We start from the raw sequence: 16926 nt of genomic DNA, 5'->3' as shown, positions 1-16926 counted from the left end.
GGAAGCGCAATGGACGATCATGGTGAATCCGCGACCTTGCTGGCGGGGATTTCCGGTGCGCTGACGCCGTTCGGCCACCGGCTGATGGCGCGGGTCTACTATGCCGACACCGATTTCTCCGGTGTCGTCTACCACGCCCGCTATCTCGAATTCCTTGAGCGCGGCCGCTCCGACTATCTGAGGCTGAGCGGGGTGCACCACACCGAACTTGCCGATGGCAAGCATGGCGAAAGAATTGTCTGGGTGGTGCGTCGCATGGAGATCGACTTCCGCATCCCGGCCCGCATGGACGACATCCTGACGATCGACACCCGGACCGAGGAAATTTCCGGCGCGCGCATCTTCATGGCCCAGCAGCTCAAGCGCGGCGACGAGGTGCTGGTCGAGGCCAGGGTGGAGGCGGCGATCATCGGCGAGAACGGCCGGCCACGCCGCTTCCCCAGGGAGTGGATCGCAGCGTTCATGCCTAAGGCGGGCTAAAAGGGTCGGCGCCGTTGGTATCGCCGGCGCCGGCTTGAAGCGCGGCGATGCGCCGCGCCTGATCGACTAACCCATCCTTAACCATAACGGTTCATGAAGAGATTGGTGAAGATTGGCGCTATACGGCGCCTTCCTTTCACCAACATTTGCCCCGAAAAGGCCGCGAAAGGCACGTTTTGGGGTTGTTCCGGTAGCTTCGTGCGAACCGACCACAAGGGATGCCAGGGGCCAGCCGCCAGCTTCGCCCGGAAATCTTAAGGACGTTACGATGGAAAATATCGCACTCGCCGAACCGGGCGCGCAATTATCGATTTGGGCGCTGTTCATGCAGGCCAGCTGGGTGGTCAAGCTTGTCATGATCGGTCTGCTCTGCGCCTCGGTCTGGACCTGGGCAATCATCGTCGACAAGCTCGTATCCTATGCCCGCATGCGGCTGGCGCTGAACCGGTTCGAGCAGGTATTCTGGTCGGGGCAGTCGCTGGAGGAGCTTTACCGCACGCTTGCCGACCGCAAGACATCGGGCATGGGCGCCATCTTCGTCGCCGCCATGCGCGAGTGGAAGAAGAGTTTCGAGAAGGGCGCCAAGTCGCCACTCGGCTTACAAACCCGCATCGACAAGGCAATGGACCTGGCGCTGACCCGCGAGATGGAGAAGCTCGAAGGCCGCCTCGGCTTCCTCGCCACCACCGGCTCGGCGGCCCCGTTCATCGGCCTGTTCGGCACCGTCATCGGCATCATGACGTCGTTCCAGGCGATCGCCGGCTCCAAGAACACCAGCTTGTCGGTGGTCGCGCCCGGCATCGCCGAGGCGCTGCTGGCGACCGCCATCGGCCTGCTCGCCGCCATTCCGGCTGTCATCGCCTACAACAAGCTGTCATCGGATGCGAGCAAGATCGCGGTGCGCATGGAAGGGTTCTCCGACGAGTTCTCCGCCATACTCTCGCGCCAAATCGATGAAAAAGTAGCGCCGAAGGCCTGAGGAGTAAGCCGATGGGAATGTCCGTAGGCATGGCTGGACGCGGCGGGCGCGGCCACAGGCGGCGCGGCCGCCATCATGGCCTCATCGCGGAAATCAACGTCACGCCGATGGTCGACGTGATGCTGGTGCTGTTGATCATCTTCATGGTCGCGGCGCCGCTGTTGACGGTCGGCGTGCCGATCGATCTGCCGGACACGCAGGCCAAGGCGATGAATGCCGACACGCAGCCGATCACCGTTTCGATCAATGCCGCCGGTCAGATCTATCTCCAGGAAACCGAAATCCCGATCGAGGAATTGGTGGCGAAGCTGCAGGCGATCTCGAAGACCGGCTATGACGAGCGCATCTTCATCCGCGGCGACAAGTCCACCGACTACGGCACGGCGATGAAGGTGATGGCCCGCATTTCGGCCGCCGGCTACAAGAATATCGGCCTGGTTTCACTGCAGGAACAGGATCAATAGACCCACTATGAGGACCGGCCTCACCACATCGGTGATCATGCATGCGGCGCTGATTGGCTTCGGCCTGTTCACGCTGTCGGCACCGGCCGCGCTTCCGTCGGCCGACGTCGAGTCGGTCGCTGTCGACATCGTTCCGATCGAAGCCACTGCCCAGGTGCTGCAGGGCGACAAGAAATCGGTGGTGCATGAAAAGCCGGCTCCCTTGCCCACGCAGCGTCCCGATGTGGTGGCGGATGCGCAGAAGGTCGGCGAGAACAGCGTCGATACCGACAAGCCGGTAACGCCCGAGGCCAAGCCGAAGCCGGTCGACATGACGTCGGCTCCGCCGCCGGCGCCAACGCCGATCGAAAAGCCGAAGACCGAGGACGTGCCGAAGCCGCAGGAAAAGCCCAAGCCGACGCCGGCCACGGAAGTGGCTCCCGCGCCGCAGCCCAAGGAAGAGGTCAAGCCCGAGCCGGTCAAGCAGACCGAGCCGAAGCCGGCGCCAGCCAAGGAGCCGACGCCCGCACCGCCACAGGACAAGACCGCGGCCATCGAGCCGACGCCCGAGGTGAAGCCGGACGCGGTCGCCCAGGCAATCGCCAAGGACCAGCCTGACGATGCCCAGCTGCCGGACTCCGCGCCCGCGCCGCAGGCGCGGCCGAAGCCGCAGCCGGCACAGGCCGAAAGCGCCAAGGCGCCGGAGCGCAAGGACGCCGACAAGCCGGTCAAGGAAGCTTCATCCAAGCCGAAGTCGGACGACAAGCAGTTCAATTCCGACGAGATCTCGGCCCTGCTGGACAAGCAGAAGCCCTCCGGCGGCGGCGCCAAGCGTTCGACACAGCAGGCTTCGCTCGGCGGCGAGAAGGACCAGGGTCAGAAGCTGTCGAGATCAGAACTGGGCGCCCTGTCGGATCAGCTTGGCGGTTGCTGGACATTGCCGGCGGGGCTGGAGGGCTCGGAGAATTTCGTCGCCGTGGTCATGTTCAACCTCGACCCCTCGGGCAAGCTGGATGGCCGGCCCACCGTCGAGAAATCGAGCGGGAATCGCCAGTTCGATGAAAGCGCCGTGCGTGCGGTTCAGAAATGCAACATGGCCGGCCTTCAGGTTCCGGCGGGCAAACAGGACATCTGGGCCCAGGTCCGTGTCACTTTCGATCCGAGGGAAATGCTTGGCCTTTGAGGCCTGCCCTCCGCAGAATCAGTGAAGAGAAGCGAGAAGACATGAAATTCATCCTCAAGCCGCTCCTGATGGTCGCGATAGTAGCGCTGGGCTCGATGGCCGGCGCCGTCATGCCTGCGTGGGCGCTCGTCGAAATCAACGTCAACAAGGGCAATGTCGAGCCGCTGCCGATCGCCATCACCGATTTCCAGTCGGGCGATGGGCTTGGCGCGCAGATTTCCGGCATCGTCACCGCCGACCTGAAGCGCTCGGGCCTGTTCGCACCGATCGACAAAAGCGCCTTCATCGAGAAGATCGCCAATCCTGACGCAGCGCCTCGCTTTGACGACTGGAAGGTGATCAATGCCCAGGCGCTGGTCACTGGCAGCGTCAGCAAGGAGGCCGACGGGCGCATCCGCGCGCAGTATCGGCTGTGGGACACGTTCGCGGGACAGCAGATGTCGGGCGAACAGTTCTTCGCCAACGACGCCAATCAACGGCGCGTCGCTCACATCATCGCCGACGCCATCTACGAGCGGCTGACCGGCGAGAAGGGTTATTTCGACACGCGCGTCGTTTTCATCGACGAGTCCGGCGCCAAGAACGCGCGCAAGAAGCGCCTCGCCATCATGGACCAGGACGGTGCCAATGTGCGCTATCTCTCGGACGGCAGGGCGATCGTCTTGACGCCGCGCTTCTCGCCGAACCGGCAGGAAATTACCTACATGTCCTATGAGAGCGGCCAGCCGCGGGTGTATCTCCTGCAGATCGAGACCGGCCAGCGCGAACTGGTCGGCAATTTTCCGGGCATGACGTTTGCGCCGCGCTTTTCGCCGGATGGGCAGAAGGTGATCATGAGCCTGCTGCGCGACGACGGCAATTCCAACATCTTCGCCATGGACCTCAGGAGCCGCTCGACGACCCGGCTCACCAACTCGACCGCCATCGACACTTCGCCTTCCTATTCGCCAGACGGCAGCAAGGTGGTGTTCACCTCCGACCGCGGCGGCCGCGCGCAGATCTATGTGATGGGCGCCGACGGTTCGGGCCAGACCCGCATCTCCTTCGGCGACGGGGTCTATTCGACGCCGGTGTGGTCGCCGCGCGGCGATCTCATCGCCTTCACCAAGCAGACCGGCGGCGAATTCCAGATCGGCGTCATGAAGACCGACGGTTCGGGCGAGCGCATCCTGTCGTCCGGCTTCCAGCAGGAAGGACCGACCTGGGCGCCGAACGGCCGCGTGCTGATGTTCTTCCGCGATTCCGCCGGCGGCCCGAAACTGGTTTCTGTCGATCTCACCGGCCGCAACGAGCAGTCGATCCCGACCGCGAACTTTGCCTCCGATCCGGCCTGGTCGCCGCTGCTGGAGTGAGAGGAATTGGAGAAATGAAGAAAATGAAGAATTGAGGGATGGAGAGAGAAGCGGGCTACATCAAGCGCGCGAAGGATTTGGATGTGTATAGGCACGCTTATGCGGTTTCCCTTGACGTCCACACAACGCCACGCTTGTTTTTCCGAAAATGGAACAATACGCGTTGGCTGACCAAATGCGGCGATCCAGCAAGGCGATCTGTGCCAATCTGGCTGAAGGATTCGCCAAACAGACCCATTCCAGGCCCGAATTTGCGCGTTTCATTTCGATGGCCATGGGATCATGCAGCGAAGTAGAGACATGGATTTCGTATGCGTTCGACCTTGGCTACATCACGCACGCGCAGCGCGATGAATGGCGGCAATCCTATGTCCATATCTATGGAATGCTGGTGAATCTCAGGAAGAAGTTGAAATGACCCTTTCCTCATTTCTTGAATTCCTCAATTCTCCATTTCCACCCCTTTGTCGCGTTTTGGCCGCATTTCCGCCTAGGGTCCGCGCCAACTGTGACCCGGATGAAAGGCTGCGGACGGGCAGCCCTAAACCAAATTTTAACTGTGTTTCTTGAATGCCGGTTAACCCAAACGTGGTTACTGGGTGATCAACGAAATCACTCGAATGCGAAGGAGAGGCGGCATGGGCCGTATCGCAGCACTTACCAGAAACCCGGCCATGATCGCGCTGGTGGCAGCACTTGCCATCACCGGCTGCGCCTCGAAGAAGACGCCCAACAGCGCTGCCGATCTCGGCCTCAACGGCGCCGGTGCCGCAACGCCTGGATCGGCGCAGGACTTCACCGTCAATATCGGCGACCGCATCTTCTTCGACACGGACTCCTCCTCGATCCGCGCCGATGCTCAGACGACGCTGTCGCGCCAGGCGCAGTGGCTGAACCAGTACAAGCAGTATGCGATCGTCGTCGAAGGCCATGCCGACGAACGCGGTACGCGCGAATACAATCTGGCGCTCGGTGCCCGCCGCGCCGCCGCAACGCGCGACTTCCTGGTCTCCAAGGGCGTCTCCGCCAACCGCCTGAAGACCATTTCCTACGGCAAGGAACGGCCGGTCGCGGTGTGCGACGACATCTCCTGCTGGTCGCAGAACCGCCGCGCGGTCACCACGCTCAGCGGCGCCGGTTCCTGACATTTTCGCGCCTCGAGCGACACGCGAAAAACACGACCGGCAAAAATGCAACACAGGTTTGCGAAAGGCGGCTGAAAGGCCGCCTTTTTCATGTTTGGCCCCTTCAAACAAAATTTGGCCGAAGTCTCGCGTCCTGCTATGAGCCGAGGGCGCTTGGCTGGTCCCATACCGATTGGAAGGCGCGAACAAGCTAACGACACGGCGAGAGGCATATGCATTTGAGATCAGTTCTGAGCGGCACGCTTGCGCTGCTGCTCCTTTCAGGCGTCACCGCGATGGCGGGTGGCTTAGGGACTGATGGCACGGGACAGCCAGCCGACAGCGGCTTTTCCTTCCATCTGCCCAGCATCGAGTTGCCTGGCATTTTCGGCGAAAAGAAGAAGTCGGACCAGGTTCAGTTCGCGCAGCAGTCGACCGGCACAGGCGCCACCGGGCTCGAGGACCAGCTACGCCAGATGAACGGCAAGATCGAGGAGCTCAACTTCCAGATCCTGCAGATGCAGGAGCAGATCCGCAAACAGCAGGAAGACAACGAGTTCCGCTTCCAGCAGCTCGAAGGCGGCACGCAAGGCGCGCAGCAGCCGGCCGGACCGAAGAAGTCGCAGGCCGCGCCCGCAGACGGCGACAGCAGCGTGGCCGAGGCGCCGGCCGCGCAACCGCCCGCCGACGCCGGTAGTCAGGCGGCGGCCGGCCAGTCGGCTGGCGGCGGCCAGAGCGTCGAGGACGTCATCGTCGAATCCTCCAACGGCGATCCGGGCAAGGTGATCCCCGGAACGGGAGCGCCCGAAAAGACCTTCGGCAGCATCACCGTCGACAAGAACGGCAATGTGGTCGATGCCGGCGGCAGCACGCAGGCGACCGCGCCGGCGCAGGATGTCGCTCCAGCCACCGGCGCTCCGGCGAAGGGGGGCAAGTCCGACGGCACGGTGGTTGCGGCGCTGCCTTCCACGAACGATCCCGAGGAGCTCTACCGCAACTCCTACCAGTTCATCCTGTCGGGCGACTACGGCACCGCCGAACAGGGTTTTCGCGACCACATCGCGCGTTTTCCCCGTGACGCCAAAACGGCGGATGCGCACTATTGGCTGGGCGAATCGCTGCTTGGCCAGCAGAAATACCGCGATGCCGCGGAGGTCTTCCTCGCCGCCAGCAAGGACTATCCCAAGGCCAAGAAGGCCCCTGACATGCTGCTGAAGCTCGGCGTGTCGCTGGTCGGCCTGAAGCAGCACGACGTGGCCTGCGCCACCTTCAGCGAGGTCGGCAAGCGCTACCCCGACATTTCCAACACGCTCAAGGAGCGTGTGAAGCAGGAAAAGGCCCTGGCGGCGTGCTAGCCCTTCTCCTGCCTGCCGTTGCCTTGCCCTCGGAGCCGCGTTCGGGCGACATGCATTGATGCTCGACACCGAGCCTGATCTTTCGAAAGACCTTTTTTCGCACATCGACTTTACCAGCGGCGCCGTTGCGGCCGTATCCGGCGGCAGCGACTCGACCGCCCTGCTTCTCCTTCTCAAACGACATCTCGACCGAACCGCGCCGTCCGCGAAGCTGCTGGCGGTGACGATCGACCACGGTTTGCGGCAGGGCGCGGCGGCCGAAGCGGAGGCGGTGGCCAGGCTTTGCGCCGCGCACGCCATCGCGCACCGCATCGTCGCCTGGTCCGGACGCAAGCCGTCGACCGGGCTGCCGGCCGCCGCGCGGGAGGCGCGTTATCGGCTGCTGGCCGATGCGGCGCGGGCGGAAGGCCTCGGCCTGATCGTGACCGGTCATACAGCGGACGACCAGGCCGAGACGGTGCTGATGCGGCTAGTCCGAGGCAAGGGCGCCCGCGAGGAAGGGCGCGGCCTTGCCGGCATGGCGCCGGCCACCTTGCACGACTGGCACGAATGGATCGTGCGGCCGCTCCTTGGCATTCGGCGCGCGGCCCTGCGCGACTTCCTGCGGCGCAAGCATGTCGGCTGGGCCGAGGACCCGACCAACGCCGACGCGACCTTCGAGCGACCGCGCATGCGGGCGGCACTGGCCGGCGCGGACGGCGCGCAGCGCATCGATGACGCATTGACGCTGGCGGCGCGCGAGAGCGAGGCGCGCAGCCGGCTTGGCGTCCGCGCCGCGGATTTGATCGCGCGCTTCGCCAGCCTGCCGGTGCCGGGTCTTGTCCGCCTCGATCCGACCCTGCTTTCGGCCGGCGACGATCCGGCGGCCGTCTATGCGCTGCGCATCCTCCTTGCCACAAGCGGGGGCGTTGAGTTTCTGCCGGACCAGGCGCGATGCGAGGCGCTGTTCGGTGGGCTGAAGGCTGGATTTCTTTGCGCCACATTGTCGCGGACGGTGGTCGATTCCAGGCGCGCCGGCATCTTTCTGCACCGCGAGACGCGAGGCTTGCCGCCTGTGGTCGCGGCCACCGGCGGGCTGCTCTGGGACAGCCGCCGGAACATCACGTTGGACGACGGCGGCAGTGCATTGTTGATCGCGCCGTTCGGGGCAGCGGCGGTGAAGCGTCTGGCAATCGCGGAAGGCGAGACGCCGCGCAGCCTCGTGCGCGCCGCGCTGGCCTGCGAGCCGGCATCGCGGCAGGCCGTTGAAAACCTTGGCCTGCCTCAAGGTGGGCAGGCATCGCGGGGGTTCACGGCACAGGCCGTCGTCGCCCCCTTTGCCCGCTTCCTGCCGTCCTTCGACCTGGCGCCAGCGCGGGCCGTCGCCGAATTGATCGGCGCACCGGCGCTTCCCGCCGCGCCTTTCAACCGGCCATAGCGCCGGTCGGTCGTGGGCGAAAGCTTAACCCAGACGTGCTGTTCTGCTTGGCAAGGGGGGGCGCTCTCCCTATGTTAGGCTCAAGTTTCCTCTCACGACGCGTGTCCGCCCGCGGACGCCAACGGGACAATTGATGAATCCGAACTATCGCAACCTCGCGCTCTGGGCGATCATAGCGGTCCTGCTCATCGCCCTCTTCAATCTGTTCCAGACGCCGCAGACGCGTGGGGCTTCGAGCGATGTGCCTTATTCGCAGTTCCTGCAGGATGTCGCGGCGGGCCGGGTCAAGACGGTGACCATCGCAGGCGCCCGCATCTCCGGCACCTACACCGACAATTCGAGCGGCTTCCAGACCTATTCGCCCGGCGATCCGTCGCTGGTTTCGCGACTGCAGGACAAAAACGTCACCATCAATGCGCGGCCAGAGACCGACGGTTCAAACTCGCTGTTCGGTTACCTGATCTCGTGGCTGCCGATGATCCTGATCCTCGGCGTATGGATATTCTTCATGCGCCAGATGCAGTCCGGCTCCGGCCGCGCCATGGGCTTCGGCAAGTCGAAGGCCAAGCTTCTGACCGAGGCGCATGGCCGCGTCACCTTCCAGGACGTCGCCGGCGTCGACGAGGCCAAGGAAGACCTGGAGGAAATCGTCGAGTTCCTGCGCGATCCGCAGAAATTCCAGCGGCTCGGCGGCAAGATCCCGCGCGGCGTGCTCTTGGTCGGCCCTCCGGGAACCGGCAAGACGCTGCTCGCCCGCTCGGTTGCCGGCGAGGCCAACGTGCCGTTCTTCACCATTTCGGGTTCGGACTTCGTCGAGATGTTCGTCGGCGTCGGCGCATCCCGTGTGCGCGACATGTTCGACCAGGCCAAGAAGAACGCGCCCTGCATCATCTTCATCGACGAAATCGACGCGGTCGGCCGCCATCGCGGCGCCGGCCTCGGCGGCGGCAATGACGAGCGCGAGCAGACGCTGAATCAGCTGCTGGTCGAGATGGACGGCTTCGAGTCCAACGAAAGCATCATCCTGATCGCCGCCACCAACCGGCCCGACGTGCTCGACCCGGCGCTGCTGAGGCCCGGCCGTTTCGACCGCCAGGTGGTGGTGCCGAACCCCGACATCGTGGGACGCGAGAAGATCCTGAAAGTGCATGTGCGCAACGTGCCGCTGGCGCCCAATGTCGACCTCAAGGTCGTCTCCCGCGGCACGCCGGGCTTTTCCGGCGCCGATCTGATGAACCTCGTCAACGAAGCCGCCCTGATGGCGGCGCGGCGCAACAAGCGCCTCGTCACCATGGCCGAGTTCGAGGACGCCAAGGACAAGATCATGATGGGCGCCGAGCGCCGCTCCTCGGCGATGACCCAGGCCGAGAAGGAGTTGACCGCCTATCACGAGGCCGGCCACGCCATACTGGCGCTCAACGTGCCGTCGGCCGATCCGCTGCACAAGGCGACAATCATCCCGCGCGGCCGCGCGCTCGGCATGGTCATGCAGCTGCCGGAAGGCGACCGCTATTCGATGAGCTACAAGTACATGATCTCACGGCTTGCCATCATGATGGGCGGCCGCGTCGCCGAGGAGTTCAAGTTCGGCAAGGAGAACATCACGTCGGGCGCTTCCTCCGATATCGAGCAGGCGACCAAGCTGGCGCGTGCCATGGTCACGCGCTGGGGCTTCTCGGACAAGCTCGGCCATGTCGCCTATGGCGACAATCAGGAGGAAGTGTTCCTCGGGCATTCAGTGGCGCGCACGCAGAACATCTCGGAAGAAACCGCGCAGATCATCGACGCCGAAGTGCGCCGCCTGATCGACGAGGCCTATTCGACCGCGAGGTCGGTGTTGACCAAGAAGAAGAAGGAATGGATCGCGCTGGCGCAGGGCCTGCTCGAATACGAGACGCTGTCGGGCGACGAGATCAAGCAGCTGATCGCCGGCGAGAAGCCCGCGCGCGACCTCGGCGACGACACGCCGCCGAGCCGTGGTTCGGCCGTGCCGAAGTCGGGCCGCCGCAAAAAGGGTCCTGAGCCCGAAGGCGGCATGGAACCGCAGCCGTCGAGCTGAACCCGGCCAAGAACAAATTGAGAAACGCCGCGGTTCGACCGCGGCGTTTCTGTTTGGGCAGGCTGCCGAGTTTCTCCGTGGCCTGCGCCTGCAAGGTTGGTTAGGCGATTGGCGGAAGCCGGCGTGACAGCCAATCTTCCCACTTCGTGGAAGATGCCCGGCAGCTCAGAGGGGCAGCGTCCGCCGACAAATCGAGGTTGGGCCTTCCGGCTGCGGGAGGATCTCTCTTGCCGTTCGATTCCTCGAGCCACCCTCGCCCAGCTTTTCGCGAATGCAAGGCAACCTAGCCGGAGCAGGCAACGATCCTTCGTGCCCTCTGGCCTGCCGGCCATCTCCCCCAGGAGGGGTCGCCAACGGCGCGCTTTCGAACGGCACGGATGGGAAAAGGCCCGCGAACCTTGCGGCTCGCGGGCCTTACTTTCCTCAAATAGTGCTGTCGCTCAGCTCTTCAGCTTGGCATTGCACAGGCTGTAGAAGCCGCCGCCCTTCTGGATCCACTTCAAGCCGCCAAGCGTGTTGGCGTCCTTGTTGGCATAGTACTGCTGGAGGCAGGTATGCATGCGGGCCTTGGCCGGGGTTTCGGTGGCGAATTTCGGCGAGATCGCGGTCGGGAAACTCACGCCCTTCGGCGCAGCGACAGTCGGCTTTGCCGGCTCCTTGGTGTAGGTCGCCTCTGTTGGAGCCGGGACGGTGTCATCGTCCGACGCGCTGGCGCCGCATTCGGCCTTGCGGAAGTCGTTCCACTTCATGCCGTTGAGCGTATTGGCGGTCTTGGCGGCCTGGTACTTGCTGCTGCAGTCGGCCATGCTCAGGCCCTTGCCCGCGCTGTCGGTCGCCGCAGCCGTGGTTGCCGCCTTGGTGGTCGCCGGCTTGGTGGCGGCGGCAGCGGATGCGCCGGCGCCGCATTCGCTCTTGCGGAAGTCGTTCCACTTCATGCCGTTGAGCGTGCCGGCAGCCTTGGCCGCCTGGTATTTGGTGCTGCATTCCTTTGCGGTCAGGCCTTTCGCTCCGTCGTCGTCGGCGGCGGCCGCAGCCTTGGTCGCCTTCGTATCGGCCGCCTTGGTGTCCGCTGCTTTGGCGTCGGGCTTGGCCGCCGCGGCGGCATCAGTGCCGCACTGCGCCTTGCGGAACTGGTTCCAGGTCTGGCCGGCAAGTGTCCCTGCGTCCTTGGCCGCGTTATACTTCGTGCTGCACTCGGCCATCGTCAGCGCGTTGGCTGGCGCGGCCAGGAATAGCGTCGCGACCGCAAGGCCGGTCAAAGTGGCAAGTCGGTGGATGAGCATGGCGTTTCTCCGTTGCAGCAGCCCATTATACGTCCCTGCAAATCAATAACGCTCAACGGTCGGTTGCGCCAGATGCTAAGTGGCGTATACATCGCCGAAACCCGGCTTCTGCCGACAAGGTGATGAAATCGTTGCCTGTTGCCGGCTCGAAGACAAGAATTTACGGGTAAATCCATGTCGAATGCTCCAGAGGCGTGGTATATTGTGGCAAGGCAGCGCCGTCACGCTAGGTTGCGCCAGTCTGTGTGCAATGCACAACAAGGGTTTTCTAAAGGATTGGTAACAGATAATCACGAAATGTGATCGTAGTGCGCCGGCCAATTATGGCATGACGTACCGGGCGAGAACCACCGGGGACACTGACTAACATGGCAGGAAATTATTTCGGCACGGACGGTATTCGCGGGCGCGCCAACAAGTTTCCCATGACGGCGGAGATCGCGATGAGGGTCGGCATGGCGGCCGGCCTGTCCTTCCAGCGCGGCAGCCATCGTCACCGTGTGGTGCTCGGCAAGGACACCAGACTTTCCGGCTACATGATCGAGAACGCCATGGTGGCGGGCCTCTGCGCCGCCGGCATGGACGTGTTCCTGCTCGGCCCCATCCCGACGCCGGCGGTCGCCATGCTTGTGCGTTCGCTGCGCGCCGATATCGGCGTCATGATCTCGGCCTCGCACAATCCTTATTACGACAATGGCATCAAGCTGTTCGGTCCCGACGGCTACAAGCTCTCCGACGAGATCGAAGAGCGCATCGAGAGCATGCTGGACAAGGATATCGAACTGGCACTCGCCGATTCCGACGGGCTTGGTCGCGCCAAGCGCGTCGATGGCGTGCATGACCGCTATATCGAGTTTGCAAAACGCACCTTGCCGCGTTCGATGTCGCTTTCAGGTTTGAGGATCGTCGTCGATTGCGCCAATGGCGCCGCCTACAAGGTTGCCCCCGAGGCGCTTTGGGAGCTGGGCGCCGAAGTGGTGGCCATCAATGTCGAGCCCAACGGCTTCAACATCAACAAGGAATGCGGCTCGACCCATCCGGCGGGCCTGCAGAAGAAAGTGCACGAGGTGCGCGCCGACATCGGCATCGCGCTCGACGGCGATGCCGACCGTGTCGTCATCGTTGACGAGAACGGCGCGATCGTCGACGGCGACCAGATCATGGCAATGATCGCCGAGTCCTGGCACCAGAGCGGGAGGCTTGCCGGCGGTGGCGTCGTTTCGACGGTCATGTCCAATCTCGGCCTCGAACGCTTCCTCGGCGACATGAAGCTGCAATTGCACCGCACCAAGGTCGGCGACCGCTATGTCGTCGAGCATATGCGCGCGCACGGGCTCAATGTCGGCGGCGAGCAGTCGGGCCACATCGTGCTGTCGGACTTCTCAACCACGGGCGACGGCCTGGTTTCGGCGCTGCAGGTGCTGGCCTGCATCAAGCGGCAGGGCCGGCCGGTCAGCGAATTGTCGAAAAAGTTCGAGCCGGTGCCGCAACTCCTCAAGAACGTCCGCATCGCCGGCGGCAAGCCGCTCGAGGCAGCTCCGGTCAAGGCTGCGATCGAGGACGCCCGTCAACGCCTCGGCAAGGCGGGGCGACTCGTCATCCGGCCGTCCGGCACCGAGCCGCTGATCCGTGTCATGGCCGAGGGCGACGACCCGCAGCTGGTCGAGGCCGTCGTCAACGACATCGTCGAGGTCATCTCGGAAACACGCAGCGCCGCCTGATCTCAGGCGCATCCGGAGGGCCGACGCCGCTCTGATTGCTTCGAAGCCCGCCCGTCCGGCGGGCTTTTGTTTGCCTGCGGACTGGCTCGTGACACGTGGAACCATTCGAATTCCTCAAATGCTGGAGAGTCGTAGTTAATAGACAGGGTTAAATGCCTTTTAACCTTTGCAATTCATTATCCACGCCTGAAAGCCAATCTCATTCGGACGCGACCGCTGTTCCGAAGGTTTCTAGGGGTGACAAGCATGTTCAATACAGCAAGAAAGGCCCTGTTCGCCGCGCTGTTCGCGGGCCTTGCATGGCCGGTGTTCGCGGCCGACCTTCCGGAGCCGGTGGTCGAAGAGGCACCGCCGCCGGTGTACGAGCAGCCGGTCGATGTCGGCGGCTGGTACATTCGCGGCGATCTCGACTATCACAAGTCGAAAGTGCGCGGCATCGATTACACGACCTACACAATCGATCCGTGTAATTGTAACGTCATTCCCGGCGACAGGAGCTTCGATTTCGGCAAGCTCAAGGGCGGCTTCTCGCTCGGCGCCGGCGTCGGCTACAAGATCAACGATCATTTTCGTACGGATTTGACCGCCGATTACTGGTTCAAGTCGAACTTCGACGGCGGAACTTCGGACGCTTTCTCGACATCGACCGAAGTGTCGAAAATGAGCGCCTTGCTGCTGCTGGCCAACGCCTATGTCGATCTCGGCACCTATCACGGCATCACGCCCTATGTCGGCGCCGGCATCGGCGGCGCGCATGTCAGATGGGACGATGTCAGGGATCCGAACACCACCGAGTTCAACCCCGGTGCGAAAAGCTGGCGCTTTGCCTACGCGCTCATGGCCGGCGCTTCCTACTGTCTGACCGACAAGCTGATCCTGGACGCGGGTTATCGCTACAGCCACATCCAGGGCGGCCGCATGTTCGAGTGGGACATCAGCAGCGCCGGGCCGGGCTTCGACCGTGGCATCGACACGCATGAGGTGCGCGGCGGCCTGCGCTACCAGTTCGGCGGCAATAACGGTTGCGCCGCGCCGACGGTGGCCTATCAGCCCGAACCCGAGCCGATCTACACCAAGTAACATCCGACCCTCCAACGGCCCGAAATCGCCCGGCATCAGCCGGGCGGTTTTCGTTTGTCGGGCTGCCCGAAAGTCAATTCGCTAACGCTCTGTTAGCCTTAACCCCGACTTAACCACTATGGTTAACAATGCTCCCTGAAACGATGGCTGCCGTCTGGTGGCGCCGAAATCGGGAGCAGGGGATCATGAAACTCATATCGTGTCTGGCGCCGGTGCTTGCCACATTCGCCATCATGCCGCTGACGCCTGCGCTGGCCGCCGACTATGATCCGCCGGTCTATGTCGACCAGGCCCCCGACTACGTGCCGGTCGAGGTCGGCTCGGGCTGGTATCTGCGCGGCGATGTCTCCTACCTGGTAGAGAAGAGTTTCAAAAATGAGGATTTCGCCTTCACGCCGGCGAGCTTCGACAACGAGGAAGACCCGATCTTCGCCAGCATCGGCTTCGGCTACCACTTCAACGACTATCTGCGCGCCGATCTCAATCTCGGTTACCTGCCCGGCAACAAGATCGGCATTGGCTATGATGATTCAGCGACTGCGGCAGAGGCGACCCTGGCGTCGGCGTCCCTGAAGAACTATGCCTTTTCAGGCATGCTCAACGGATATGTCGACCTTGGTACTTATGTCGGCATAACACCCTATCTCGGCGCCGGCATCGGCATCGTCAGGAGCACGCACAAGCTCTCGGCGAGCTATTTCACCGACAATGGCGATCCAACCGACGACTTCGGCCTGAGTGACGACAAGACCAAATATTCCTTCGCTTACACGCTGAATGCCGGCCTTGCCTATCAGGTGTCGAAGAATGTTTCCGTCGATCTCGGCTACCAGTATTTCTCGGCGCCCGATGCCGAATATGTGACGGCCGAGAGCTTGACCTCGTTTCCGGTCCACAAGGGGATCAGCAATCATCAGGTCAAGCTCGGGCTACGCTACGATCTCTGGTAGCAGGCTGGCATACATGAACCCTGGCGGCGGATCTCTTCGGTCCGCCGTTTGCGTTTGAGGCTCACGAGATCCTGATCGCGGATCGCCAGTATCCTGCCCGCGACAAAAACTTTCCCCTTGACGCCCGAAGCCCGAGCGCATATCGCCGTCCGTGGGCCACCCCTCCCCAACGAGGGGCCACTATCTGGAAGGATAGACCACGATGACGACGCATACGAAGCCCGGACTCCGTCCGGCAAACCCCAATTTTTCCTCAGGTCCCTGCGCGAAACGTCCCGGCTGGTCGGTCGAGGCGCTGAAAGCTGCCGCACTCGGCCGTTCCCATCGCGCCAAGATCGGCAAGACCAAGCTCGAACAGGCGATCGCGCTGACCCGCGAAATTCTCCAGGTTCCTGCCGACTACCGCATCGGCATCGTGCCGGCGTCCGACACAGGCGCCGTCGAGATGGCACTTTGGTCGCTGCTGGGCGAGCGCGGCGTCGACATGGTCGCCTGGGAGAGTTTCGGCTCCGGCTGGATCACCGACGTGGTCAAGCAGTTGAAGCTTGCCGATGTGCGCAAGCTCGAGGCCGGTTACGGCGAACTGCCGGATCTCGGCAAGATCGATTTCGACCGCGACGTGGTCTTCACCTGGAACGGCACGACCTCGGGCGTGCGCGTGCCGAACGGCGGTTTCATCCCGGCCGATCGCAAGGGTCTGACCATCTGCGACGCGACGTCGGCCGCCTTCGCGCAGAAGCTCGATTTCGAGAAACTCGATGTCGTGACCTTCTCCTGGCAGAAGGTGTTGGGCGGCGAAGGCGCGCATGGCATGCTGATCCTGTCGCCCCGCGCCGTCGAGCGGCTGGAGAGCTATAAGCCTGCATGGCCGCTGCCGAAGATCTTCCGCCTGACCTCGGGCGGCAAATTGATCGAAGGCATCTTCAAGGGCGAAACCATCAACACGCCGTCGATGCTGTGCGTCGAGGACTATCTCGACGCGCTCAACTGGGCGAAATCGATTGGCGGCCTCGATGCGCTGGTCGCCAGGGCCGACGCCAACGCGGCCGTGCTCGACCGTTTCGTCGCGAAATCCTCCTGGCTGGGCCATCTCGCCGTTGAGCCGGCGACGCGGTCGAACACGTCCGTCTGCCTGTCCTTCACCGATGGGCAAGTCGCGGCACTCGATGCCGACGCACAGGCGGCCTTCGCCAAGGGCCTGGTTTCGGTACTCGACAAGGAAGGTGTCGCCTATGACATCGGCTCCTATCGCGACGCGCCGCCTGGCCTGCGCATCTGGTGCGGCGCAACGGTCGAGACCTCCGATCTCGAAGCTCTGCTGCCCTGGCTCGACTGGGCCTTCGCCGGTCAGAAGGCGTCGCTCAAAGCAGCGGCCTGAAACTCAACAGTTATTTTCTGGAACACCCCTCATCCGGCCGCTTCGCGGCCAGCTTCTCCCACAAGGGGAGAAGGATCGGCGCCTCACATTCTCCCCTTGTGGAGAAGGTGCCTGAGCGAAGC

15 protein-coding genes are annotated in these 16926 nt (G+C 63.3%); 14 read left to right on the top strand and 1 reads right to left on the bottom strand.

What is annotated here, in order from left to right; translation table 11 throughout:
* Positions 1-9: 9 nt before the first annotated feature.
* From ybgC to ftsH, 10 genes are all read left to right on the top strand, one after another.
* Positions 10-480 carry a tol-pal system-associated acyl-CoA thioesterase gene (gene ybgC / locus LB532_RS01050; RefSeq protein ID WP_140641323.1) on the top strand — a complete coding sequence of 157 codons (471 nt, stop codon included), beginning with the start codon at positions 10-12 and terminating at the stop codon, positions 478-480.
* Positions 481-748: 268 nt separating this feature from the next.
* Positions 749-1459, top strand: coding sequence for a protein TolQ (gene tolQ, locus LB532_RS01045; protein ID WP_140550852.1), 711 nt, complete (start codon positions 749-751; stop codon positions 1457-1459).
* An 11-nt stretch (positions 1460-1470) separates the two neighbouring features.
* The gene (gene tolR / locus LB532_RS01040; protein WP_140493239.1) at positions 1471-1923 is read left to right on the top strand and encodes a protein TolR; all 453 of its coding nucleotides are present in this window, start codon (positions 1471-1473) and stop codon (positions 1921-1923) included.
* Between the two features lie 7 nt (positions 1924-1930).
* On the top strand, positions 1931-3085 hold the full coding sequence (locus tag LB532_RS01035) for an energy transducer TonB (protein WP_140641325.1): 1155 nt from the start codon (positions 1931-1933) through the stop codon (positions 3083-3085).
* A 41-nt stretch (positions 3086-3126) separates the two neighbouring features.
* A complete protein-coding gene (tolB, locus tag LB532_RS01030; RefSeq protein ID WP_140641326.1) occupies positions 3127-4437 on the top strand; it encodes a Tol-Pal system beta propeller repeat protein TolB in 1311 nt (436 codons plus the stop codon).
* Between the two features lie 163 nt (positions 4438-4600).
* Entirely contained in the window at positions 4601-4855 is a 255-nt protein-coding gene (locus LB532_RS01025; protein ID WP_246674452.1) for a four helix bundle protein, read from the top strand.
* A 220-nt stretch (positions 4856-5075) separates the two neighbouring features.
* A complete protein-coding gene (gene pal / locus LB532_RS01020) occupies positions 5076-5582 on the top strand; it encodes a peptidoglycan-associated lipoprotein Pal (protein WP_140641328.1) in 507 nt (168 codons plus the stop codon).
* Positions 5583-5794: 212 nt separating this feature from the next.
* The gene (gene ybgF / locus LB532_RS01015; RefSeq protein WP_140641330.1) at positions 5795-6916 is read left to right on the top strand and encodes a tol-pal system protein YbgF; all 1122 of its coding nucleotides are present in this window, start codon (positions 5795-5797) and stop codon (positions 6914-6916) included.
* A gap of 58 nt (positions 6917-6974) precedes the next feature.
* Positions 6975-8333, top strand: a complete 1359-nt coding sequence (tilS, locus tag LB532_RS01010; RefSeq protein ID WP_181169426.1) for a tRNA lysidine(34) synthetase TilS — start codon at positions 6975-6977, stop codon at positions 8331-8333.
* A 133-nt stretch (positions 8334-8466) separates the two neighbouring features.
* A complete protein-coding gene (ftsH, locus tag LB532_RS01005) occupies positions 8467-10392 on the top strand; it encodes an ATP-dependent zinc metalloprotease FtsH (protein ID WP_140493260.1) in 1926 nt (641 codons plus the stop codon).
* 440 nt (positions 10393-10832) lie between these two features.
* On the opposite strand, the gene LB532_RS01000 is transcribed toward ftsH, so the two are convergent.
* Positions 10833-11675, bottom strand: coding sequence for a hypothetical protein (locus LB532_RS01000; RefSeq protein ID WP_140641332.1), 843 nt, complete (start codon positions 11673-11675; stop codon positions 10833-10835).
* 368 nt (positions 11676-12043) lie between these two features.
* Between LB532_RS01000 and glmM the strand changes: the two genes are divergently transcribed.
* The 4 genes from glmM (at position 12044) to LB532_RS00980 (ending at position 16804) form a co-directional block, all read left to right on the top strand.
* Positions 12044-13396 (top strand): phosphoglucosamine mutase, encoded by a 1353-nt coding sequence (gene glmM / locus LB532_RS00995; protein WP_140550858.1) that lies wholly within the window; start codon positions 12044-12046, stop codon positions 13394-13396.
* Between the two features lie 246 nt (positions 13397-13642).
* Positions 13643-14476, top strand: coding sequence for an outer membrane protein (locus LB532_RS00990; RefSeq protein ID WP_140493269.1), 834 nt, complete (start codon positions 13643-13645; stop codon positions 14474-14476).
* A gap of 185 nt (positions 14477-14661) precedes the next feature.
* Positions 14662-15426, top strand: coding sequence for an outer membrane protein (locus LB532_RS00985; RefSeq protein ID WP_140641334.1), 765 nt, complete (start codon positions 14662-14664; stop codon positions 15424-15426).
* A 202-nt stretch (positions 15427-15628) separates the two neighbouring features.
* Positions 15629-16804: a phosphoserine transaminase gene (locus LB532_RS00980; RefSeq protein WP_140641336.1), complete on the top strand. Its 1176-nt coding sequence runs from the start codon at positions 15629-15631 to the stop codon at positions 16802-16804.
* The last annotated feature ends 122 nt before the right edge of the window (positions 16805-16926 follow it).

Origin of the sequence: Mesorhizobium sp. ESP-6-2 (assembly GCF_020164675.1) — a bacterium.
Classification (GTDB): domain Bacteria; phylum Pseudomonadota; class Alphaproteobacteria; order Rhizobiales; family Rhizobiaceae; genus Mesorhizobium.
Note: the sequence above shows the minus strand (reverse complement) of the source record. Positions and strands in the feature narration are given on the sequence as shown.

What these genes read in the sequence shown, in the direction of transcription:
- glmM (WP_140550858.1), top strand. Translation starts at nt 12,044, where the DNA reads ATGGCAGGAAATTATTTCGGCACGGACGGTATTCGCGGGCGCGCCAAC.
- ftsH (WP_140493260.1), top strand. Translation starts at nt 8,467, where the DNA reads ATGAATCCGAACTATCGCAACCTCGCGCTCTGGGCGATCATAGCGGTC.
- ybgC (WP_140641323.1), top strand. Translation starts at nt 10, where the DNA reads ATGGACGATCATGGTGAATCCGCGACCTTGCTGGCGGGGATTTCCGGT.
- tolB (WP_140641326.1), top strand. Translation starts at nt 3,127, where the DNA reads ATGAAATTCATCCTCAAGCCGCTCCTGATGGTCGCGATAGTAGCGCTG.
- tolQ (WP_140550852.1), top strand. Translation starts at nt 749, where the DNA reads ATGGAAAATATCGCACTCGCCGAACCGGGCGCGCAATTATCGATTTGG.
- LB532_RS00985 (WP_140641334.1), top strand. Translation starts at nt 14,662, where the DNA reads ATGAAACTCATATCGTGTCTGGCGCCGGTGCTTGCCACATTCGCCATC.
- LB532_RS00980 (WP_140641336.1), top strand. Translation starts at nt 15,629, where the DNA reads ATGACGACGCATACGAAGCCCGGACTCCGTCCGGCAAACCCCAATTTT.
- tilS (WP_181169426.1), top strand. Translation starts at nt 6,975, where the DNA reads ATGCTCGACACCGAGCCTGATCTTTCGAAAGACCTTTTTTCGCACATC.
- LB532_RS01035 (WP_140641325.1), top strand. Translation starts at nt 1,931, where the DNA reads ATGAGGACCGGCCTCACCACATCGGTGATCATGCATGCGGCGCTGATT.
- ybgF (WP_140641330.1), top strand. Translation starts at nt 5,795, where the DNA reads ATGCATTTGAGATCAGTTCTGAGCGGCACGCTTGCGCTGCTGCTCCTT.
- LB532_RS01000 (WP_140641332.1), bottom strand. Translation starts at nt 11,675, where the DNA reads ATGCTCATCCACCGACTTGCCACTTTGACCGGCCTTGCGGTCGCGACG.
- pal (WP_140641328.1), top strand. Translation starts at nt 5,076, where the DNA reads ATGGGCCGTATCGCAGCACTTACCAGAAACCCGGCCATGATCGCGCTG.
- tolR (WP_140493239.1), top strand. Translation starts at nt 1,471, where the DNA reads ATGGGAATGTCCGTAGGCATGGCTGGACGCGGCGGGCGCGGCCACAGG.
- LB532_RS00990 (WP_140493269.1), top strand. Translation starts at nt 13,643, where the DNA reads ATGTTCAATACAGCAAGAAAGGCCCTGTTCGCCGCGCTGTTCGCGGGC.